Consider the following 21,109-nt stretch of genomic DNA (forward strand, 5'->3'; position numbering starts at 1 on the left):
TTCTTGTATGGTAGTAAATATTTCAAATATATTTAGCTGTTGATTGTGAATTTTATAAATAGAACCTGTTAGGGGCTTTTCACAGATTGCACCTCTTGAGTGCCCCCTTGCTGATTAGCGGCCGTTTTCACAAAAACGGCCGCTAATCAGCAAGGGGGCACAATTTGCGCCAGACAAACCTAAACGAAAGCATCAGAAAACGTCTGGAAAGGTTCATGCAAAGGCCCACACTGCGGTATTACCTGATCATGACTTATAGCTCTTTAGAAGATATTCCAGCCAAAACCGAAGACGTTGCCCATATCTTAAAGCTGCTTGAGGTGCAACATCCAATTGCCCCGGCTCTAAAAGCAGAATTCTACAAGCTTAGCATCATGGTACAGCTCCAGGCGGGGGAGCATCTACTTTACCAGGGGGAGAGATGTTTCCACATGTACTTTATCCGCAAAGGAGCTTTGATGGCTTACTCCCAGCATAAGCAAAAGCAAATCACTACCTATATCTCGGTAGAGAACGAGTTTGTTAGTTCCCTTTCAGGACTTTATGGTCAGCAACCTTCCCGGGAAGCCATTGTGGCGGTGGAGCCGACCCTGTTGGTGGGGGTGCACACAGACATACTGCAAGGTTGGTATGCCCGCTTTTTTGACTTGAACTTCATTATTCGGCAGGTATATGAGAACTATTACCGTGACGCGCAGGAGCGGTCACATGTGGTGCGCATAGGTAATGCCAAAGAGCGGTACCTGTATTTCATTCATTCCAAGCCGGGCTATATAGATCGCCTACCCCTTAAATGTGTGGCTTCTTTCCTGGATATGAAGCCCGAGACACTTTCCCGCATCAAAAAGCAAAGCCAGAGCCAACCCGCCATGGATGCCCAGGAGGCAGATAGTCTTCTGCGGCAGGCGGCTCAGGTGATGCAAGAGACAGAGTGCTTTAAAGAGAAAACGTTAAAAGTGCATACGCTGGCCGAGCGATTAGGGATTCCGGCTTATAAACTCTCATGGGTGCTAAACTCCTATTCCAAGACAAGTTTCACTGATTTTGTGAACCAGTACCGCATCTCTTACCTGAAAGAACAGCTGGAAAAAGAGGAATCGCTCCAGAACCTTACACTGGAGGCGCTTGCCCTGAAAGCTGGCTTCGCATCCAGGAGCGGATTTTACAAAGCCTTCAACAAAGCCGAGGGCACCAGCCCCAAAGCATACCTTTCGGCTAAAAAATTGTCGGATAATAGTCTCCCCAAAGCCCTCCCAAGGAAGCAGCCGGGCATTGGGGAGACTGTTACCATTTCAGAAGTTTTCCAGTGATAGCACCTTCCTCACTGTAAAGCCTCAGAATATAGGTGCCGGTGGCATAATGGCCTATCTCCAATTCTAAACTTGCTGTATTCATATTGATAGGAATGCTCTGTAGCACACTCCCGTGCAGGTTCAATAGCTCAGCGCGACTGTATTTTCCTGCCTTGAAGCGTGCCTTTACCTTGTCCTTCTCACTGGTTGGGTTAGGGAAGAGGGTAAGACGGTCTTCGTCCTTAGAAAGATAAACCGCTCTGACGTTGAACTGCTCCTGGTTTCCGTCTATATCTTCCTGCCCCAGTCTGTAGTAATTAGTCCCAAGGGCAGGTGCCTCATCCCAGAAAGTATACTCTTGCCGGATGTAAGAAAACCCTGCTGCTGGTATTCTGGCTATCTCTGTGAAATGATGGGTATTGGTGGCGCGATATACTATAAACTCCTTGCTGTTCTGCTCAGAAGCGGTCTGCCAGGTGAGTTTTGTCTGGTTACCCTTAAGCTTGGCCGTAAAATGAATTAAGGTTACCGGAAGCGGGATTTCATTCTGCCACTCATAGGCGCCCATGTCCACGGTGCCGTTAAGGAGGCGCTCATTGCCTGCCAGGTCAGTGGTTAGGCCCGTGGGCAGGTGTTCATTAGAGCCTGCGTTTAGTACGGGGCTGCCAACGATAGGTACAAAATTGTTGTTAGCAGGATCGGTGAACAGCGGGTCCCGGGCCAGTAAATTTCCTCCCAGATCTTGGCTTCCAGACGGTAATGTTGCATCTTGCACTAAGCTGTGAGCAATGTTGAATTGCCCGCTTCCGTCAAGGTTGATGCCCTTGCCCTCGTTGCCATAGACAATGCTATTGAGCAGGGTGAGGCTGTTATTGAGGAAGTTGAGCGTGCCCTTGGCGGTGTTAGCAGTTGTGTTACCGTAGAAAGTGCTGTTGATGATGACCGGGTGGCCTGTATCTGCTGTGAGCGCCCCACCGTTGGAGGAAGCAGAGTTACCATAAAAGAGGCAATTGACCAACTGCGGGTTAGCCCCAGAGTCATAGTTGAACCAGCCAGCCCCAATGCCGTTGCTTCCATTGCCAATGGCTTTGTTGGCGGTGAAAATACAGTTACGCACAATTGGGCTGGCTGTGTTATAAACGCCAGCCCCGGTACGTTCAATCACCGTACTTGGGCCGCTGGCGTAGCCGTCTCGGATGGTGAAGCCGTCTACTTCGGCGTTAGCCGTAATATGAAGGACTGTGAAGCTGTTGTCAGTCTCAGAGTTGGGGTTGCCAATGTTGCCGCTTAGTACGGTAGGGTTGGCGGCGGGGTCACGCAGACCGGTGGCTGCATCATAGCCACCCTTGATCTTGATGGCTTTATTTAAAAGGAAGGCCTGGGTTCGGGTAGTGCCACTCTGGGTTTGTGTAGGGTAATATGTGCCCTTAGCCACCAATACTTCGCCTCCTGTGTTAGAGATGTTGATCATGGCCTGTAGGTCGCCAGAGGCGCTTTCCCAGGAGATGCCCTCGCCCGTGCCGCCCGCCTTCACATAGCGGGGACCGTTGTAAGGGAGGGTAGTGAAGGGAGCTGACACCAGCCACGCTCCTGGGTTGGTGTTGGAACAGAGGCCACGTACCCACAGATAGTAAGTGGTGCTGGGGGAAAGACCAGTGAGAGTAGCTGTTGTGTTCTCTGTATAGGTGAGGGTGCTTACCGCCGGCGGAAGTGCAGATGAGGTACTGAGGCCATATTGGTAACCGTTTGCCACTCCTTCCGCAGGGGCCAGCCAGAGAGCCTCTGCACCCGAAATAGTAATGCTCTGGGGCAATATGGTTAAAGATTGAGGAAGAACCTGGCAGCTCGTTTCCTGGTTTTCATATGCTCCCATGTCCACTGCGGCGTAGGCGGTGCGAGGGTTACCGGCTAAGTCAGTGAGTAGGCCCTGGGGCAAATACGTGTCGTTGCCTGCGTCCACGGCTGGGCTGTTTGAGAGCAGTGAATAATCTCCGGCTGTGCTCAAGCCTGGCGAAATAGCATTCCTGAAGAGCGGATTTGAGGAGCCACTGATATTGCCATTCTCGGTATCCGTTCTGCCCTGTATTAAGCTGTGCGATATTACTAAGTTGGGGTCATAGCTAATATACAAGCCGCTGCTGTTGCCATGGATAACGGTATTGTGGATGGTAAGCGTACCTCCAGACTGATAGATACCTCCTCCATCATAAGTGGCTTTGTTCCCCGCAATGGTGGTGTTGATCAAGGTAGGGCTGGACTCATTGGAATAAATGCCCCCTCCGCTGCCGGTAGAAAGGTTACCGCTTATGAGCACATTGGTCAACTTAGGCGAAGATTGAGTCAATTCAAGTCCCGCTCCTGTGCCTGCCTCATTGCCAGAGATGGTGACATTGGTTAGGGTAGAGTTAGATCCAAGAAGTGAGATGCCCCCGCCGTACCCACTTGACTTGTTGCCTTTAATGGTGAGGTTGGCAAGGGTAGGCGAAGCGAAGTAATTATAAACCCCAGCCCCTCTTGCTGATTCCCCCCCCGTAATGGAAAAGCCGTCCAGCACAGCCTGGGAGGTAAGACCGTTTCTGTCATTTTGTATTACCCTGTAGCCAATTCCTTTTAAAATAGTAAGGTTTTCTCTATGATTTCTTTCTGTCAGATGTTGCTCATTGCCGTTGAACCCACCGTAGATCTTCACACCTTCTTTCATATAGAAGAAACCACTCCCCGGTTGGTATTCCCCGGCGGCCACCCAGACCTGGTCACCGGCCGCGGAGGCGTTAATCATGTTCTGCAGCGCACCTGAGGCATTCTGCCAAGAACTGCCGTTGCCCGTACCTCCAGCCTTCACATACCTAATGGTCTGTGCCGAACTTTGTTCTGCCAGTAGAAGTAAAAAGGCAAAGATGAATAAGCATTGCAGAAACTTGGCTGTGCGGAAATGGGTGAGAGGTAGTATTTGTCGCATGATTCAAAGTAAAGACCGTAATAAGTCAGGTGTATTGTAAATAGAGTAATGGTATTCTGTATGTAGAAAATGATAGGAGGTAAGCCTCAGTTTGATTGCCGGCCAAAGCTATTTCTTGCATCTATTGATGCTGGATTTGTATTAAGAAGATTGTTTTGGTACAAAACTAGCCCTCTATGGTTTTCGGCAAGAACAATGCCTGCGCTTATTTGTCTCCGTTTTTAAAACGAGACAAAGTTTATATGTCAATCTCTATAACTAAAGCTGAGATTATATGCATCTGTTAAGGGTGTAGACGAAAAGAAATAGGACAATCTTCAAGAGGAACCCTGTGGGGTTACGGCATGTATAGAGCATGGGCAATAAACGCCATTGCCGTTCGGTAATGAAATTTTTTCACGAGGACAAAAAATAGCACCACCTTTCTGATGGTCCCCGGCGAGTCTGGAGACTCGCTTCATCCCAAGCCATGAGACGGGAGTCTCGCACCAGTATTTTTAAACCTGTGAGGTCTTGAAGACCTCACAGGTTTTCGCGTTTTATGCCTGTTTTCTGCAATACCGCCTGCTCCAAAGACCTCGTAGTGCGCGCAGCTCCTACGAGTGTCTGCGCCTATGCGTTTAGAGCTAGTTTTCTGCAAAACAGCCCATAAACGCATCAGCGGGTCTACCTTCTCCAATGAGGAAGATAGACCCGCTGCTGCGTTTGGCTTGTGACCTAAAGAAAACTTAATGGATTTACATTAATCTTGCAGTACATATTGAATGCCGCCCAGCAGATGCCGCAGGAAAAGTGGCTCCTGGAAGCTTTCATCTGTGTGGCCGCCGGCGGTGTAGAAGGCTTTTCCGCCGTCAAAGGTGTGGTACCAGGCAATGGGGTGAGTGGCTCCGTTTTTTCCGCCTTTGTAGGTAGACTCGTCCAGAGTAGCCAGTACCTTGATATTCGGGTTGATGTTTTTGAAGTTGTACCATTCGTCTTTTCTCTCCCACCGGTCGGGTAGGAAAGAAGTGGAGATATGTTTTTTATCCACTACCTGAACGGTGGCGTTCTGAACCTCGGGGTGACTGACAAAATACGCGCCCACCAGTTGATTGTACCAAGGCCAGTTGTACTCCGTGTCTGTGGCGGCGTGCACGCCAACGAATCCTCCGCCGGCCTTGATGAATTGCTCAAACGCACCTTGTTGCGCGTCTGTGAGCACATCCTGGGTGGTGCTCAGGAAGAGGACCGCTTTGTAGTGGCGCAGGGAATCCGGCACGAAGAAAGCGGCATTGTTAGTGGTGTCAACCTGAAATCCGTTCTCCTTTCCCAGTTTTTGGATGGCTGTTAGGCCCGCCGGAATGGACTTGTGGTAAAACCCGGCGGTTTTATAGAAAACCAGAACCGCAGGAGACGACGCACTGGCTCTCTTTCCATTTTCCGGGGAGCAGTTAGCGAAAAGACAGACACAGGCAATCAGTAAAAAGTAAAGTGGTTTCATAGATGGGAGCCAAATACGGTGATTCCTTACGTGGGCCATGTGCGCCAGGCAAGGAGAGTTGGTAAGTCTACGCTTTTTCGGCTTGATTTTCAAAAAATGGCCCTAAAACAACTAGCCCCCGATGAGCTGAGGAAGAAGCAGGTACCCGTCTGAATATCGTAAACTTGGCCTTATATTTCTGGCTTTCCGGAGAAGCACGGCAATGCCTTGATGGAGTAAACTTCTGGTGACACAGTGCTGCGTTCCAGGTCAAGGCTTAGTACTTAATTGAAACTTCCAGCAAGTACTAACGGTGCTAATCCAGGGGCTGCATGATGAGGTGCAGGGCCTGGTCCAGCTCTCTGGTGGTAGGAAGCGAAATCTGGAATACTTCCTCCATCACGGTTTTTACCTGGGCAGGCGTGGTGAGCACTTCTTTCTCGGTGATGCCGTTGGCATAGTGAATGTTGAGTTCGAAGTTGCGCATCCCGTAGCGAGCCTCGGGGGTGGTTTTCGCGAACATCAGCCCGTTCACAAACGGCGAGCGCGGGTGCGTGGAGGTAAACCAGTTGGCCATGTCATAATCCGGAGCAAACTGTTCCTGAAGGCTGAATCGGTACAAAGGTTTCCAGTTGCCTTGCAGGTGGGCCTTCAGCACAAACTCGTCCTCCAGGGCCTCTACCTTGAAGGTCTCATGCGGTGTTTTTTGCTCACCCGAATCACGGAGGCGCACCGGCGAGGTTAGCGTCAGGCCCCCAAACCCGACATCAGCCAGATAATCTTCCCCGTCCAGATGCACCAGGAGCAACATGTGGCCACGGGCGGTGGTCACTCCCGCCGGAACATTCCACAGAACCCGGGCCGCCAATCCCTTTACCTGAAAGCCCAGGCTCCGGAGCACTTCCCCAAACAAGGTGTTTTGCTCAAAGCAATAGCCTCCGCGGTTTTCTTCCACCAGTTTCCGCTGTAAAGACTCCAAATCCAGCAGCACGGGTTGCTTCAGAAAAGGAGTCAGGTTTTCGAAAGGAATGGCGAGGGCATGGTGGTAGTGCAGCTGCCGAAGCGTTTCCAAAGTAGGCGATAAGGCTCCGGTATAGTTGATTCTCGCCAGGTATCTTTCCAGGTCAATACCGTCTTTCTTGATTTTGAAATAGGTTTTCTCCGGTATGGTTTCAGCGTTTGTTTTCATATTTAGGTCATAAAGGGTAGATAGGGGTGTAGGGCTTCTCGCTTGTCAAGCAGATGGACCGGGTTCATCCTACTGGTGAAACCGGTGATCAAAGCAGGATGCTTGGCAGAAACAGTATCCCTTGGAAATAAGGAATCAGATAGGTGGTTTTCTGTAGGATTGGTTTATATATACAATCAGTTTGAAACAGCTCTAATAAGGAAAGCACAGGAACAGACAACGTCATAAGATCCTGTACTTTCCTTTAGATCTATCAATTTGCTTCATAATATAGTCATTTTATTTGAAATAATATCATTATAGATGAAAATTTGCAGAAGCAGCGACTGTCTGTTCTAGGTGTACTTCTGTGAAAGAAGCCTTAAACGGCTCTAAAGTACTCTTAAGAGGATGTTACACGCCGAAGATAAAACCAGTGAAGCCGCTTTGATAAATACAGTTTAGAGTAGAAATTTTAATCGAAGCTAGTTGCCATGTTCCTCTGGTAATTTCTCCACAATTTAAACCTGGGGAGATAAATACTTTAGGCCTGGAGCTGTTCTGGAGGGCAGAATGCCTTCTACGGGCGGTTTTGGAAAACACCTTGTAATTAAGTAACGTACCCGTATATCTATACATAGTCTGCTCACGTTTTTATGCTTTAAACCAATTGTTCCAATTCTACTACTATGAAAAAAATCATTTTACTGATGACGGTTTTACTGACCTCGGGGCTGATGGCTCACGCGCAGATTTTTACCCTGGGGGTGAAAGCGGGAGTCAGTTCTTCCAAGGTTGATTTCAAGAACGCCAGTGCCAATTTCTCGCAGTTCAAGGAAGATGAGAGCATCACCGGATTCCATGCCGGGGTATTTACCAGGTTTAACCTGGCGGGTTTCTTGCTGCAGCCGGAGTTGTTGCTGTCTTCCTCGGGTGGTAAGTTTCAGCGGCCCGATGTAAACGGAGGAACCAAAATTGAGGAAATGGGCTTCACGAACCTGGATGTGCCTATTCTGGTGGGCTACAAACTGTCCTTTCTGCGGGCGTACGCCGGCCCCGTGGCCTCAGTACTGATAGACAGTGATTCAGAGATCGAGGATGTGAAGGAGTCCCTGAATTCAGCCGATTGGGGCTACCAGGTAGGAGCCGGGTTAGACATTTCCCGACTAACCGCCGATGTGCGCTATGAACGCCTGAAGCGCTCTTACACCAACAGCAACACCGGTAGAGTAGACTTCAGAAACGAACAGGTGATCCTTAGTTTAGGGTATAAGTTGTTCGGGAATTAAGCGTCAGCAGTATTTACAAGTCGGTCCTCTGTTTTGAGGCTGTTTTCAGATAAACAGCCTCAAAACAGAGGACCGACTTTTTTTTCAGGTAAAGCAGTAGCAGCAATTTAAGACCAGCGTTTTCGGCTTGTTTTTAGAATTTTGGTGCTAAAACGATGGGTGGGGATTGGCATCCTTTTTAACGTTTCTTCCTCCGGATGAAGAAGGTGCACTGTTTTAATTTTGAGCGAATTCCGTAGCTGCTTCTCTGGCCGGGGTTGAAGGGTTCGGAACGTCATAATTCACCATCCACTGAACCCCGAACCTATCGGTCAGCATCCCGAAGTAGGCTCCCCAGAACGTTTTCACCGGAGGCATATAGGAGTGACCTCCGGCGGAAAGCGCCCCGTAAAGTTGGTCGGTTTCCGCTTCGCTCTCCGTGCAGATGGTGAGGTGGAAATTGTTGCCCGGCGTCAAGGTCTGGCCCATGGACTCCAGCGCATCGGTGGCCATGAGCACGGTGCCCTTCCCAATTCGCAGCCCGATGTGCATGATCTTGTCCAGCTCGTGCGCCGGAAGTTTACTTGCCTCCGGAGTGTCTCTGAAACGGGTGACAGTTTCAAATTCTCCCCCGAAAATGGATTGATAGAAAAGGAAGGCTTCCTCGGTTTTGCCGTTGAAATTGAGGTAAGGATTTACAGTAAGCATGGTTTTATTTTTTAGCAGTGAAAGATTAAGGGTATAAGAGTATCTGTAAGATTGTCAATAACTTAAGCTAGTTGATCAGCAGTTGATCCACGAGGAAGTTCAGGACGTTGAAAGGGTAGGGGTTGGTTTCCGCCGTTCCCCATTGAATCTTGGTAAGAGGTGCTGCGCGCCCGGTTGTCACCACCGGCGGATGGGCCGATCTGTCTTGCAAAGGAATGACCCTAACCTCCACTTCCAGTTTCTCCCCAGGCTTGAGGCTTTTCATTTCCTGACCGTTCGTTCTACGATTCTCTTTTTCGCCCTGAGTAGAAGCAGGCCTGCCCGAGCCATCTGTGCTCCGGAAGGCAATTTTCAAAGCTGATTCTGCGCTCACCGGTTGGCTGTTCTGGGCCTGGGTGTTGCCGTTACTGGCCGCATCAGCCCCCTGGGGCGGGGGGTGGTAGATGACCAGTTCGGCCCCTACGCGGTGCTGCCTGGAGACAAACAGGCCTCCCGCCAGGAATGAGACCACGCAGAGCGCCAGGCCCACCAGCAGTTTCCTCAAATAACTCATGTCTGGAAACGCTTAGTTAAGTGACACCTCAGACAGCTCCTTTATCTTCAGCAATGCCACGTCCCACGCCGCCGACATCATGTCGAAATACTCGGGACTCATGTCGCTTTCAATGAGGAGTTGGGTGCCGCTGGCCATGGGAAGTAATTGGTAGGTCTCCAGGCCGCCCTGCACGGCTTTGGCGTCGTCGCTCTGGGTGTCCTCTTCCCCGTTCACCAGCAGGCCCTCGTATTCCACAGACAAAACTTCAGGGGGCGTGTGCTGCACAATCATGCCCACCATGCCGCACGCAGACGCGTCCTGGTAGATGACTTTGCTGCCCAGCTTCCAATCCGTAACGGCGTGCGATCCCTCGCTGAAGGCGGCTAACCAGACACGATTAAACTCGTCGTTCAGCAGTACTTCCCAAACTCTTGCGCGGGGAGCTTTAATGGCAATTTCCTTTTTGATGGTGGTGTTTTCCATGGTTTCTAGTTTATTTAGTGAAAGCGGATACTTCAACTGGCATTTCCGTTTAGGGCCTGTTTTCAGGAAAACAGGCGTAAATCAAACCCGCGCCAGATCCCCTCTAAAGAAACCTGCGGCGGATGCTGGTGATGATCTATGGGCCAAACGTACAGAGATTTAGTTACTTGCCGGGTGGGCGATTGCGACATTCTAAGGGGTTGATTACGACAACAATCCGTGGTAGATTTGGTAGCATGAAGCACATCTCAATCCTTATCCCAGAAGGTGACATCAGCTTTAGCAACATAGAGGCTACCTACAAGATGTTCACGAAGGTCAACGAAGCCTTGGAGCGGACGGGCAAGGCGCCTTTGTTCAAGGTGCAGCTGGTTGGCCTCTCCCCAGACGCCCGCATCACCAACGGCTTGTTCAGCATCACCCCCGAGCTGGTGGTGCAGGATACCGTCAAGACCGATCTGATCATCATTCCGGCGGTACACGGTGACATGCGCCGGGTGGTAGAGGCGAACCAAGGCTTTGTGCCCTGGATTGTGCGGCAGTATGAGAAAGGGGCCGAGGTGGTGTCTTTGTGCATCGGGGCGTTTCTGCTGGCCTCCACCGGCTTGCTGAACGGGCGCAGCTGTACCACGCACTGGCTCGCCGCCGATGAGTTCCGGCAGATGTTCCCCCAGGTTCAGCTGCTGCCCTACAAGATCATCACCGATGAAGGTGGGATTTACACCAGCGGCGGCGCGTATTCTTCCCTGAACCTGATTTTGTACCTCGTGGAGAAATTCGCGGGAAGAACGATGGCGGTGCGCTCATCCAAGATCTTTGAGATAGACATTGATCGGAACAGCCAGTCGCCGTTCATCATCTTCCAGGGGCAGAAAGAGCACCAGGACGAGCCCATCAAAAAAGCCCAGGAGTTCATTGAGCTGAATTTCCAGAACAAGATTACGGTGGAAGAACTCGCCGATCGGTCTTTCCTGGGAAGGCGAAACTTTGAGCGCCGCTTTAAGAAAGCCACCTCCAACACAGTGGTAGAATACATCCAGCGCGTGAAGATTGAGGCGGCCAAGATAGGGCTGGAAACCTCGCGGGAAAATGTGAACGAAGTCATGTACTCCGTGGGCTACTCAGACACCAAAGCCTTCCGGACGACCTTCAAGAAAATCACCGGCATTTCGCCGCTGGAGTACCGCAACAAATACCACAAGGCCGCGGCGGAATTGGCGTGAAAAGAGATTCCCGTAAAAACAGAAAGGCTCACTTCTCCTGGAAGTGAGCCTTTCTGTTTTTGAGCCCGTTTCTCAAATCTACCTATAAAGGAGAAATGCCACGTTGTATCGTTTTCGGGTTCGTTTCGCCAAAATGGTGCTAAAACAGCCGCCAGTGGAAACTGGATTAGTAAGTATCGGTTCTGAAAGGGGCGGCGGGCAAGCCTTCTTTGTTGTAGAGGTTAGCGCCCTCGGGGTTGTCTGCCCAGGCGTAGCGCACGGCCTCCGGCGAGGAAATCTCCTCGTTCCAGACTACCACGGTATTTCCTTTGATCTGCGCCTTGGCCCACTTGAATTTCTTGTCTTTGCCGGCCACCGCGAAATACTTCAGCTCTCCGCCGCCTTTGCTCACCAGGCCGCTGCCGGTATTGGTGAACGTCAGAATAATCTTGTTGCCTTCCTTCCGCATGGACTTGAACGTAGGGCCAGAAGACACCAGGTTCTTAGCGCCGTACGCCAACGGTTGAACCGCCAAGGCCACGCGGTGAGCCACATCTTTTTTATTCAGCGGGTGAATGTCGTTCCATTCGCCTAAGTCAATGGCCACCGCCATGGCCGTTTGCGGCAGGGCCAGGGCACCGGCCTGGGCTTCGCGGGTCATGGCCCAGCCACTCTCGCTGGGTTGCGGTTGGGCTTTCATGAAGTTAGGCAGCTGCACAAACACGAAGGGGAAAGTGCCCTGGTTCCAGAAGTTTCTCCAGTCCTTGATGAGGGTAGGGAACAAGGTGCGGTATTCCTCGGGCCGGCCGGCGTTTGACTCGCCCTGGTACCAGATCACGCCTTTGATTTGGTAGTTATGCAGAGGGGCGATCATGGCGTTGAACAAGCCGGTGGGCTTCATGCGGACGTTTACCTGGCTGCCCATCGGCTCCATGCGGGCGCCCAGTTTGTATTTCCAGTCGCCCTTCAGGTCAATGGTGGTGCCGCCGGCGGCCAGGGAATACGGCTTGTCTTCCACAAATCCTCCGCGGCCTCCGTTGCTGATGACGCGCACCACCAGCGTGTTCTTGCCTTCTTTCAGGACATTGGCCGGCACGTCATACCTTCTGGGCGGATATTGGTACCCCGTGGTGCCCACAAGCACGCCGTTGATAAACGTGGAATCGGCGTCCACAATGGTTCCCAGCAGCAGATACGCGGGTTTGCCCGCCATGGCGGCCGGTACCTCAATGTCTTTTCTGAACCAAACCACGCCATTTACCGGCCCCAGAGGCTGGTCGGCCCAATAACCGGGTATTTTCATGGTGCTCCAGTCAGCGGTAGACACGTCTGGGCTGGTCCAGGGACGGTCTTTCTGCTTGAAGCCTTCGTCGGATTGCCGGAGCTGGGTGTACCAGGCCCGGTTCATCTCGCTGTTCGTTTTCTCAATTTGCGCGATGAGGTTTTTGTCTTTGAAACGTTGCGCTTCCTGGTAGTGGGTAGGGAAAGCTTTGATGGATTCTTCGCTGATCCAGGCCTCCGCCGGCGAGCCGCCCAGGCTGGCGTTGATCAATCCAATCGGAACCTTGTACTTCTCCTGCAGTTCTTTGGCGAAGAAATAAGCCAGAGCCGAGAAACTGGGGATGGTCTTGGGCGTCACGGTTTGCCAGGTGCCTTTTTCCAGGTCCTGCTGAGGACCGGTATAGACCGGCGTTTTAGGAACCTCGAAATACCGGATCTGCGGGTTGGAGGCCGTCGCGATCTCCTCTTTGTACAAAGGGGCCACCCGGCTCATGGGCGTTTCCATGTTGGACTGGCCCGAGCACACCCACACATCGCCCACCAGAATATCGGTTAAGGTGATGGTGTTGCTGCCCTGAACCGTCATGGTGTACGGACCGCCCGCTTTCTGGGCAGGAACGGTTACTTTCCAGTTTCCGGCGGTATCGGCGGTGGTTTTATAATCCTTTTGGTTGAAAGAAACTTTGACGCTCTCCTGTTTACCGGCCCAGCCCCAGATCTGCAGGTCTTTCCCGCGCTGCAGCACCATGCCGTTACTGACCAGTTTAGGAAGCCTTACCTGGCTGAAGGCCGGGAGGGAGGCGAACAAGATAAGCCCGATGATAAGTAATCTTAGGGTGGGGAGTAACCGCATAGGGAGTTAGTCTAATTTGAAGTATGTTTTTGTATGGCAAAAGGAGTGCCAACGATGGCATTAAATTTACGAGTTTCCGCTTACATACTCTAGGGTAGAAAGAACATTCTTTTGCTTCTCCCCAAAGAAATCGATGGCGGAGCCCGTTTTACAGGTGTTTTTAGAAAATCAGCCTTAAAACAGAATCTGGTATTTAGAAGGCCTGAAGCAGATGCCTCTACTGAAGAATTACTTCATGGAGACTCACAACAACTAAGAAATAGGCCGCTTTTCTGATGTCTGAATGAACCAGCGCCAATCTGATTCCTGTATTGCCACAACTGTGCTGCTGCAGGTTTTCAATGAGCATAGGCGAGGTGTTGAAGGAAGCTCTCAAGTGCAGAAAGGCTTTTATTTAGGCCGATATTCCTGTACCTTTAAATCACCGCGCAGTTCAAGAAGTACGCCCGGATTATGAATTTTTAGATGAAAGTACTGGTCATTGAAGATGAGCCCAATGTGGCGGCGTTCATCAAAAGAGGTCTTCAGGAACAGACGTTTGAGGTGGAAGTTGCCTATGACGGCCTTACCGGCAAACGGCTGGCCCTGCAGAACGAATACAAGGTTATTGTGCTGGACATCATTATGCCGCACCTGAGCGGCCTGGATCTCTGCCGTCAATTACGCCAGGAGCAAATCAAAACGCCGCTGCTGTTGCTGACTGCCTTGGGCGCCACCGATGACATTGTGGACGGGCTGGAAGCCGGTGCCGATGATTACTTAACGAAGCCCTTCAAATTCAAGGAACTGGTGGCGCGGGTCAGGGCGCTAGCCCGCCGGGCCGAAACGTCGCATACCAGCAACCTGCTGCAGGTAAGCGATCTGCAGCTGAACCTAGATACCAAAGAAGTCACCCGAGACGGCAAACTCATCAACCTGACTGCCCGCGAATTCGCCTTGCTGGAGTACTTCCTGAAACGGCAGGGAAAAGTTTTGTCCCGGATCGATTTACTTGAAAACGTATGGGACCTGAACTTTGATTTGGGCTCCAACGTGGTGGACGTGTACGTGAACTATCTCCGCAACAAGATCGACAAGGAATTCCCCACCAAGTTGATTCATACGGTGGTGGGGATGGGGTACATCCTTAAGAAGCCGGAGGACGCGTGAATTTCCGGAATCAACTCACCCTTCTCTTTACCGGGCTTACCACGGTGGTGCTCATCTTCATGGGCATCATCATTTACTTTTTTGCGGAGCAGTACACCCGGCGGCAGTTCTTCCAGCGGCTGATGGACCGAGGCGTCATTTCGGCGCAGATGTACCTGGAACGCGACGAACTCAGCGCCGCCAGCATGCAGAACGTGCAGCGGAAGTACTTTCAAAGTCTGGCCCACGAAACGCTTACCATCTATGACCGCAACCGCGTGCCCAAAGTGGCCCCGGGCAGCAGCGTGTTAACTGTTCCGGCGCGGGTTTTTGACGAAATAGACCGGAAAAAACAGGCCGAGTTCTGGCAGGAGGAAAGGCAGGTGGTAGGGCTCTGGTATGAAGACAACCAGGGAAATTTCTACATTCTGGTGTCGGCGGTAGATGTGACCGGCACCAGCAAACTCCGCAATTTGCAGGAAATCCTGCTCACCACGGTCTTGGTTGGGATGGCGGTGATGGCGGCGGCGGGCCATTTCTTCGCCCGTAAAGTGTTGCAGCCCATCGTTTCCATTGTGCAGGAGGTGAATAAAATACGCGCCTCCAACCTTCACCTGCGGGTACAGGAACGGGAAAGCCGTGATGAGATCGGCAACCTGATCTCTACGTTCAATCAGATGCTGGAGCGCCTGGAGACTTCCTTTTACATGCAGAAAAGCTTTATCTCCAACGCCTCGCACGAGTTGCGCAACCCCTTGACGGCCATCAGAGGAGAACTGGAAGTGACCTTGATGAAAGACCGCTCGCCGGAGGAGTACAAACAATCGCTGGAGACCTTGCAGAAGGAGACGGGCCGCTTGGAAAAGCTTACCTCAGACCTGATTCTGCTGGCCCAAACCGGGTTTGATGAGCAGGCCGTGCGTCAGGACCAGGTCCGGATTGATGAAGTGTTGCTGGAAGTGAAGACCGACCTGAACCACCAGCTTCCGCAGAATCAACTTCACCTGGATTTCTCAGATTTGCCGGCGCAAGCAGAACTGGTCATCGTTTCGGGGAACCGCAACCTCTTGCAGATTGCCGTGAGAAACGTGCTGGAGAACGCCTCTAAATTCTCTGAGCATCAGCGGGTAGACGTGAAGCTCACCTGCCAGGACAGGCAAGTGGCAGTGCAGGTGCAGGACAGCGGAATTGGCATCCCGGCGCAGGAAATTACCCGGGTGTTGGAGCCGTTTTACCGGGCCCAGAACGCCCGTTCCCGCTCAGGCACCGGCATTGGTTTGGCCATGACCGAGAAGATCATGCGCCTCCATGGCAGCACGATCAAAATCGATTCCTCTCTCCAAAAAGGAACCACCGTCACACTCCTTTTGCCCATAGCCAAATAGTAGCCTGTTTTGAAGGCAATTTTGCAAAATGAGGCTTAAAACAGTGGGGTATACAATTGATTAGGTATTTATTAATTTTTAGTTGATCTCGCATCACCTTCTTTCTGGAGCGTTACATACAGCTCATATAACTCGCCTTGATTTTTGTAAGCTTTCTTGAGTAATTCCGCCAGCATATAAGACAAGGTGAGTTCCGCTTTTTTGTCAAAGTAGATCAAGTCATCCAGTAAATCGAAACTCTCAAACTCGTATTTCTTAATTAATTGCCGGGTATTCTTAGCCTCTAAGGCGGCCCGGGAGAGATCGTACTTCTTGTACGGATGCTCAGATACGGAGGGATTGCTTCTGAAATGGGTGGCGTGCGCGCCTAATTGGTTGCACAGGTTGATGATCTCAGAACTATTTAAACCAGACGAGATTTTCTCCTTTTCTTCGATCTCATAAATCTCCAGCAGGTTTTCAATGGCCAGCTTCTGCTGATACACGGCACTCAGAAGCCCGAACAGCCGCAGGTAACGCCTACCCATCTCCGGAAGCCCCGAGGTACCCTCGGGCCCAAATTTCAGGAAGTTCTTTTTCGCCAGTTCCCCCACCTCAATCACGTAAATAGAGTGGTGGAGCATGTTCCAATGGATTTCTTTTACAAAGGTTTTTAAGGCGGAAGTAGAGCTGCCTTCTTCTACTTTTTGCTCCTCCGTTAATTCGCTTACAATTTGCTTCTGAAGGGTATTGTACTTCTCTATAAGCGTTTCCATAGAAGATCCTTTAAGTATAGAAAAAAGAGTTTTTATAAGTGAGAATAGGAGGGAATTGAACTTGTGTATTGTGCCAGGATACCGCACAAATTCAGGGGATTAAACCTCGAAACTATGGGTGCGTTTTAGGCTTTTTTTCCGTAAAACACCTCCAAAACCCGTCCACTTAAATAACCGGGGTGGCAACTGGCCACCCCGGTCCACTCAAGCCCGAACCGTTACACAAACAATTTAACCTGTCAAAACTAAACTATGCGGGCACGGCCTCTCGGTTCTGAGCAACGCGACCTTTGGTTCGTTTCTTGAGTGTTCTCTTGTAAACACTGTCAAACAGCAGCGGGAAAATGAGCAGGGTGAGGATGGTGGCGCTGATGAGGCCGCCAATGACCACAATCGCCAGCGGTTTCTGAGTCTCGGAGCCGATGCCGGTAGAGAGCGCCGCGGGAAGCAAGCCGATGGCGGCCATCATGGCGGTCATCACTACCGGCCGGGTGCGCTCCTTCACGCCTTCCTGGATGGCTTGTGCCAGCGGCATTTCCTCCAGCAGGTTGTTCTTGAACACCGAGATCAGGATTACTCCGTTTTGGACGCATATTCCGAAAAGAGCGATAAAACCAACTCCGGCGGAGATACTGAAATTGGTATGCGTGATGAGGAGGGCCAGAATACCGCCAATCAAGGCAAACGGCACGTTCAAAATCACCAGCGCCGCATCGCGTCCGTTCCCGAACAAAGCAAACAGAATCAGGAAGATCAGGACGATACTTACCGGCACCACTTCCGTGAGGCGGTCGGTGGCCCGGATCTGGTTTTCAAACTCGCCTTTCCACTCCAGGTGCATGCCTTTGTCCAGTTTCACCGCTTGGTTCACCTTCTCCTGCGCCTCTTTGATGGTGCTGCCTAGGTCACGGCCGCGCACCGAGAACTTCACGGCAATGAAGCGGGCGTTGTCTTCGCGGTAGACAAAGGCCGGGCCGGTCACGCTGCTGATTTGGGCAATTTCCTTCAGCGAGATGTTGCCGCCGTGGCTCGTGGGCACCCGCAGATTGGCCAGCTGCTCCTCGTTGTTCCGGAACTCCTGCTGATACCGGATTCTGATGGCAAACTTACGCTCGCCTTCGTAGAGGCTGCTGGCCCCTTTCCCCCCAATGGCCATCTCAATCACCGCCTGTGCATCGGCGGTGGAGACGCCGTAGGAGGCCATGCGCTGCTGGTTCAGTTCAATCTGCATCTCGGGCTGCCCGATGAGGTTGATCACGCCCAGGTCATCGATCCCTTCAATCTGTCGGAGTACGTTGTAGACACTGTCCCCCACAACTTCCAGTTGTTGCAGATTATCCCCGAACACCTTCACCGCCATGGAGCCTTTCACCCCGGAGACCGCTTCCTCCACGTTGTCCATGATGGGCTGCGAGAAGTTAAAGCTGATGCCCTGGTACGCCGCCAGTTGGGTCTGCATCTCCTGGATGAGGGCTTCTTTGCTGATTTTGCGCTGCCAGTCGTCTTTGGGTTTGAGGTCCACGTGCAGCTCAATGTTGAAGAAACCGGTAGGATCGGTGCCGTCGTTGGGGCGGCCCGTCTGCGACATCACTTGCTTCACCTCGTCAAAGGACCGGATGGTTTTCCTGATCTTTTCTGACATCTCCACCGATTGTTTCAGGGAAGTGCTCATGGGCATGCTGGCCCGCACGTACACTGCACCCTCATTCAACTGCGGCAGGAACTCCGAGCCCAGGAACCTGAAGGTGAAAAGCCCCGCGGCCATAATGACCAACGCCACTACTAAACTCGCCCGCTTGTGTTTATAAGTAAAGCTGAAGCCCTTGTAGACGTACTTGTTCAGGAAGTTCACAAACGGATTGTTTTTCTCCCGCACGTTCTTGTTTAAAAGTATGCTGGAAAGCACCGGCACCAGCGTGAGGGTGAAGAACAAAGCGCCCAGCAGGGCAAAGCCCAGCGTGTAGGCCAGCGGCGAGAACATTTTGCCTTCCACCTTCTGAAAGGCGAAGATGGGCAGTAGCGCCGTGATGATGATGAGTTTGGAGAAGAAAATGGATTTACCCAGATCGATGGCCGTTTTCTTGATGATGCCGCGCTTGGAAAGCAGGTTGTAGCGGGTCATACCCACTTCGTGCGCTTTCTTGTCCAGCACCACAAACAAGCCTTCCACCATCACCACGGCACCGTCAATGATAATCCCGAAGTCAATCGCGCCCATAGACAGCAGGTTCGCCGACATGCCTTTGAGGCGCATACACACAAAAGCGAAGAGCAAGGCCAGCGGAATGATGATGGCAACCGTCACAGTGGTGCGCCAATCGGCCATGAAGAGGAACACAATGACCGTAACCAGAATAATACCTTCCAGCAGGTTATGCGAGACTGTTTTGGTGGTAAACCCGATCAGGTCAGAACGGTCATAGAACGGTTTAATCTGCACGTCATCGGGCAGCACTTGCTCGTTCAGTTCGGTGATCTTGTTTTTGAGCGAGGCCAGCACCTCGCTGGGGTTCTCGTTTTTGCGCATCACTACAATGCCTTCTACCAGATTGGTTTTCTCGTCGCGGCCCACGTAGCCCAGATTAGGCAAATGCGATTCTGTGACCGTAGCCACGTTGCGGATGAGCACGGGTACGCCGTTACGGTCGGTGACCATCACGTTCTCAATCTCTTCTATGTTGTTGAGCTGCCCGATGCCGCGCACCACATACGCCTGCCCGTTCTTCTCAATCACATCGCCGCCCACGTTGAGGTTGCTCTTTGCAATGGCCTCGTACACGTCGGGCGCGGTGATGTTATATTTCCCAATCAGGCTGGGGTCTACGCTTACCTCGTAGGTCTTCACTTCTCCCCCAAAGCTCACTACGTCGGCGATCCCGGGCACGCCTTTCAGCTTGCGATCGATCACCCAGTCCTGAATGGTTTTCAGTTCGCGTACATCCCTGGTATTGCTTTCCAGGGTGTAGCGGAAAATTTCGCCGGTGGGCCCCGCGGAGGGCTGCATCTCGGCATCAATGCCCTCGGGCAGGCTCACAGTGGCGAGTTGGTTGGCCACCAATTGCCGGGCGTGGAAATCGTCTACCTCGTCTTCAAAGATCATGGTCACCACCGATAGTCCGAAGAGCGAGATGGACCGCAGACTGGTCTTTTTAGGCACCACGTTCATCTCCACCTCAATGGGTATGGTTACGAACTTCTCCACCTCCTCGGCGCTGCGGCCGGGCCATTGCGTGATGATCTGCACCCGCGTGTTGGTCACGTCCGGGAACGCCTCAATGGGTGTGTGCAGGAAACTGAAGATACCCGCCAGCACAATGCCAGCGGTAATGAAAAAGACCAGAAACCGGTTCTTGAGCGAAAACCCGATTATATTTTTAATGAATGAATTCATGAGAAAAGGAATAACTGAGACGTTGGCTACCGTAGGCCAGGCACAGAGGGCCTGATGCTGTCCGTTTTGAGGCTTCTTTTAGGAAAAGGGGGCCCAAACGCGAAGTAGTTTATTTCGCTTTGGAGGCGTTGTAGACCAACAGCGGGTACTTACTGATGACACTTTCGCCATCTTTCAAGCCGCCTTTGAGATAAGCCGTCTGGCCTACGGTTTGGGAAATCTGCACCTCCCGACGCTCCACATCGCAGCGTTTGCGGTACACCATGACAAAATTTTTGCCCTGGTCAAAGATCACTGACTGAGCGGGAATGGCCAGCTGCTCGTTTCCATCTTGGTACTGCAGCCGAATGTTGGCGAACATCTCGGGTTTCAGGGAGAAATCTGGGTTGTCCAGGCGTACCCGTACTTTCATGGTGCGGGTCTCGGGGTCCAGCACGTTGAAGATGCGGTCTATCTTGCCCTGGAACACCTTGTCTGGGTAGCTGAGCGTAGTGACCTCGGCGGCGTAGCCTTCCTTGATCTTGGCGATATCCGACTCAAACACATTGGCCATAACCCAGATCTCGTTCATGCTGGAAATGGTGAAGATGTTGGTATCATGGTCTGAGCGGATCTGCATGTCGGCGTTGATGTTTTTCTCCACCACAAACCCCGCCGAGGGGGCTTTCACCACGTATTCTGAACCTTTCCCGATGCTATAGATGCCGTAAATCTGCTTCAGGCGCTGAACCTCCGCATCCGCGTTCTTTTTCTCCTGTTGTGCGGCCAGCAGTTCCTTTTCAGAAATAAGCCCGGCGGCGAGCATGTCCTTGGCCACGTCCAGGTTTTTCTGCGCCACCTGTTGCCCCGATTGCGCGGCAATACGCTGCTGCTCAAACTCCGCGATTTCACCACTCCGGATCACCGCCAGGGTCTGGCCTTTCTGCACGTAATCGCCCAGTTCCACCTTTACGGCTTGCACGTGCCCGCCCACCAGGGGAAACACCTGAAACACTTTCTTCTCATCCAGGGCAATTCTGCCAGCCAGTTGTAATTGGTTTGTCACTTTCTGCAGCCGAGCAGTGTCCATTTTGACCAGATTGGAGAGCGTATCGGTCAGGCATAGTTCATGGGGGGCGAGGGGAGAGGCGGCAAAGGGTTTCTTTTCTTCAGAGCAGGAAGTGAAGAGGGCTGCTCCACTAAAAACGGCCAGAAGCGGAAGTACTGCTATTCTTTTCATATGAGTTCAAGTAATGGCGAGAG

The 21,109-nt window shown here is 51.8% G+C and carries 15 protein-coding genes and 1 pseudogene; 5 read left to right on the top strand and 11 right to left on the bottom strand.

Annotation, left to right across the window (positions count from 1 at the left end; all coding sequences use genetic code 11):
• Positions 1-215: 215 nt before the first annotated feature.
• Positions 216-1,310: a helix-turn-helix domain-containing protein gene (locus tag H7U12_RS21365; protein ID WP_186641957.1), complete on the top strand. Its 1,095-nt coding sequence runs from the start codon at positions 216-218 to the stop codon at positions 1,308-1,310.
• Here H7U12_RS21365 and H7U12_RS21370 read toward each other — a convergent pair.
• The 4 genes and pseudogenes from H7U12_RS21370 to H7U12_RS21380 form a co-directional block, all read right to left on the bottom strand.
• Positions 1,285-4,134, bottom strand: a complete 2,850-nt coding sequence (locus H7U12_RS21370) for a choice-of-anchor Q domain-containing protein (protein WP_186641958.1) — start codon at positions 4,132-4,134, stop codon at positions 1,285-1,287. The two genes, H7U12_RS21365 and H7U12_RS21370, sit on opposite strands and share 26 nt — an antisense overlap.
• Positions 4,135-4,521: 387 nt before the next feature.
• Positions 4,522-4,610 (bottom strand): annotated as a pseudogene (locus H7U12_RS23045) (IS982 family transposase); the annotation flags it as partial.
• A 383-nt stretch (positions 4,611-4,993) separates the two neighbouring features.
• Positions 4,994-5,731, bottom strand: a complete 738-nt coding sequence (locus H7U12_RS21375) for a ThuA domain-containing protein (RefSeq protein WP_186641959.1) — start codon at positions 5,729-5,731, stop codon at positions 4,994-4,996.
• 295 nt (positions 5,732-6,026) lie between these two features.
• Positions 6,027-6,899: an arylamine N-acetyltransferase family protein gene (locus H7U12_RS21380; protein WP_186641960.1), complete on the bottom strand. Its 873-nt coding sequence runs from the start codon at positions 6,897-6,899 to the stop codon at positions 6,027-6,029.
• Between the two features lie 668 nt (positions 6,900-7,567).
• Between H7U12_RS21380 and H7U12_RS21385 the strand changes: the two genes are divergently transcribed.
• Entirely contained in the window at positions 7,568-8,167 is a 600-nt protein-coding gene (locus tag H7U12_RS21385; RefSeq protein WP_186641961.1) for a porin family protein, read from the top strand.
• Positions 8,168-8,383: 216 nt separating this feature from the next.
• Here the strand turns inward: H7U12_RS21385 and H7U12_RS21390 are convergent, their stop codons facing one another.
• The 3 genes from H7U12_RS21390 to H7U12_RS21400 all read right to left on the bottom strand — a co-directional run bounded on the left by H7U12_RS21390 (position 8,384) and on the right by H7U12_RS21400 (position 9,872).
• Positions 8,384-8,854, bottom strand: a complete 471-nt coding sequence (locus H7U12_RS21390; protein WP_186641962.1) for a VOC family protein — start codon at positions 8,852-8,854, stop codon at positions 8,384-8,386.
• Positions 8,855-8,921: 67 nt separating this feature from the next.
• Positions 8,922-9,407, bottom strand: a complete 486-nt coding sequence (locus H7U12_RS21395) for a hypothetical protein (RefSeq protein ID WP_186641963.1) — start codon at positions 9,405-9,407, stop codon at positions 8,922-8,924.
• 12 nt (positions 9,408-9,419) lie between these two features.
• Positions 9,420-9,872: an SRPBCC family protein gene (locus H7U12_RS21400; protein ID WP_186641964.1), complete on the bottom strand. Its 453-nt coding sequence runs from the start codon at positions 9,870-9,872 to the stop codon at positions 9,420-9,422.
• A 236-nt stretch (positions 9,873-10,108) separates the two neighbouring features.
• On the opposite strand from H7U12_RS21400, the gene H7U12_RS21405 reads away from it, so the two are divergent.
• On the top strand, positions 10,109-11,095 hold the full coding sequence (locus H7U12_RS21405) for a GlxA family transcriptional regulator (RefSeq protein ID WP_186641965.1): 987 nt from the start codon (positions 10,109-10,111) through the stop codon (positions 11,093-11,095).
• A gap of 166 nt (positions 11,096-11,261) precedes the next feature.
• On the opposite strand, the gene H7U12_RS21410 is transcribed toward H7U12_RS21405, so the two are convergent.
• Positions 11,262-13,208: a sialate O-acetylesterase gene (locus H7U12_RS21410; RefSeq protein ID WP_186641966.1), complete on the bottom strand. Its 1,947-nt coding sequence runs from the start codon at positions 13,206-13,208 to the stop codon at positions 11,262-11,264.
• A 465-nt stretch (positions 13,209-13,673) separates the two neighbouring features.
• On the opposite strand from H7U12_RS21410, the gene H7U12_RS21415 reads away from it, so the two are divergent.
• Positions 13,674-14,357 carry a response regulator transcription factor gene (locus H7U12_RS21415; RefSeq protein WP_186641967.1) on the top strand — a complete coding sequence of 228 codons (684 nt, stop codon included), beginning with the start codon at positions 13,674-13,676 and terminating at the stop codon, positions 14,355-14,357.
• Positions 14,354-15,721, top strand: a complete 1,368-nt coding sequence (locus tag H7U12_RS23050) for a sensor histidine kinase (RefSeq protein WP_186641968.1) — start codon at positions 14,354-14,356, stop codon at positions 15,719-15,721. Before H7U12_RS21415 ends, H7U12_RS23050 begins: the two co-directional genes overlap by 4 nt.
• Positions 15,722-15,792: 71 nt before the next feature.
• Here H7U12_RS23050 and H7U12_RS21425 read toward each other — a convergent pair whose 3' ends face one another.
• From H7U12_RS21425 to H7U12_RS21435, 3 genes are all read right to left on the bottom strand, one after another.
• Positions 15,793-16,476, bottom strand: a complete 684-nt coding sequence (locus H7U12_RS21425; RefSeq protein ID WP_186641969.1) for a hypothetical protein — start codon at positions 16,474-16,476, stop codon at positions 15,793-15,795.
• Positions 16,477-16,726: 250 nt separating this feature from the next.
• Complete coding sequence (locus H7U12_RS21430) at positions 16,727-19,867, bottom strand: efflux RND transporter permease subunit (RefSeq protein WP_186641970.1); 3,141 nt, start codon at positions 19,865-19,867, stop codon at positions 16,727-16,729.
• Between the two features lie 109 nt (positions 19,868-19,976).
• Positions 19,977-21,086 (bottom strand): efflux RND transporter periplasmic adaptor subunit, encoded by a 1,110-nt coding sequence (locus H7U12_RS21435; RefSeq protein ID WP_186641971.1) that lies wholly within the window; start codon positions 21,084-21,086, stop codon positions 19,977-19,979.
• Positions 21,087-21,109 lie beyond the last annotated feature (23 nt).

Source organism: Rufibacter sediminis (genome assembly GCF_014269285.1).
Classification (GTDB): domain Bacteria; phylum Bacteroidota; class Bacteroidia; order Cytophagales; family Hymenobacteraceae; genus Nibribacter; species Nibribacter sediminis.

Bases quoted from the DNA above. Each gene is read 5' to 3' on its own strand.
- H7U12_RS21365 (WP_186641957.1), top strand. From the start codon at position 216: ATGCAAAGGCCCACACTGCGGTATTACCTGATCATGACTTATAGCTCT.
- H7U12_RS21375 (WP_186641959.1), bottom strand. From the start codon at position 5,731: ATGAAACCACTTTACTTTTTACTGATTGCCTGTGTCTGTCTTTTCGCT.
- H7U12_RS21380 (WP_186641960.1), bottom strand. From the start codon at position 6,899: ATGAAAACAAACGCTGAAACCATACCGGAGAAAACCTATTTCAAAATC.
- H7U12_RS21385 (WP_186641961.1), top strand. From the start codon at position 7,568: ATGAAAAAAATCATTTTACTGATGACGGTTTTACTGACCTCGGGGCTG.
- H7U12_RS21390 (WP_186641962.1), bottom strand. From the start codon at position 8,854: ATGCTTACTGTAAATCCTTACCTCAATTTCAACGGCAAAACCGAGGAA.
- H7U12_RS21395 (WP_186641963.1), bottom strand. From the start codon at position 9,407: ATGAGTTATTTGAGGAAACTGCTGGTGGGCCTGGCGCTCTGCGTGGTC.
- H7U12_RS21400 (WP_186641964.1), bottom strand. From the start codon at position 9,872: ATGGAAAACACCACCATCAAAAAGGAAATTGCCATTAAAGCTCCCCGC.
- H7U12_RS21405 (WP_186641965.1), top strand. From the start codon at position 10,109: ATGAAGCACATCTCAATCCTTATCCCAGAAGGTGACATCAGCTTTAGC.
- H7U12_RS21410 (WP_186641966.1), bottom strand. From the start codon at position 13,208: ATGCGGTTACTCCCCACCCTAAGATTACTTATCATCGGGCTTATCTTG.
- H7U12_RS21415 (WP_186641967.1), top strand. From the start codon at position 13,674: ATGAAAGTACTGGTCATTGAAGATGAGCCCAATGTGGCGGCGTTCATC.
- H7U12_RS21425 (WP_186641969.1), bottom strand. From the start codon at position 16,476: ATGGAAACGCTTATAGAGAAGTACAATACCCTTCAGAAGCAAATTGTA.
- H7U12_RS21430 (WP_186641970.1), bottom strand. From the start codon at position 19,867: ATGAATTCATTCATTAAAAATATAATCGGGTTTTCGCTCAAGAACCGG.
- H7U12_RS21435 (WP_186641971.1), bottom strand. From the start codon at position 21,086: ATGAAAAGAATAGCAGTACTTCCGCTTCTGGCCGTTTTTAGTGGAGCA.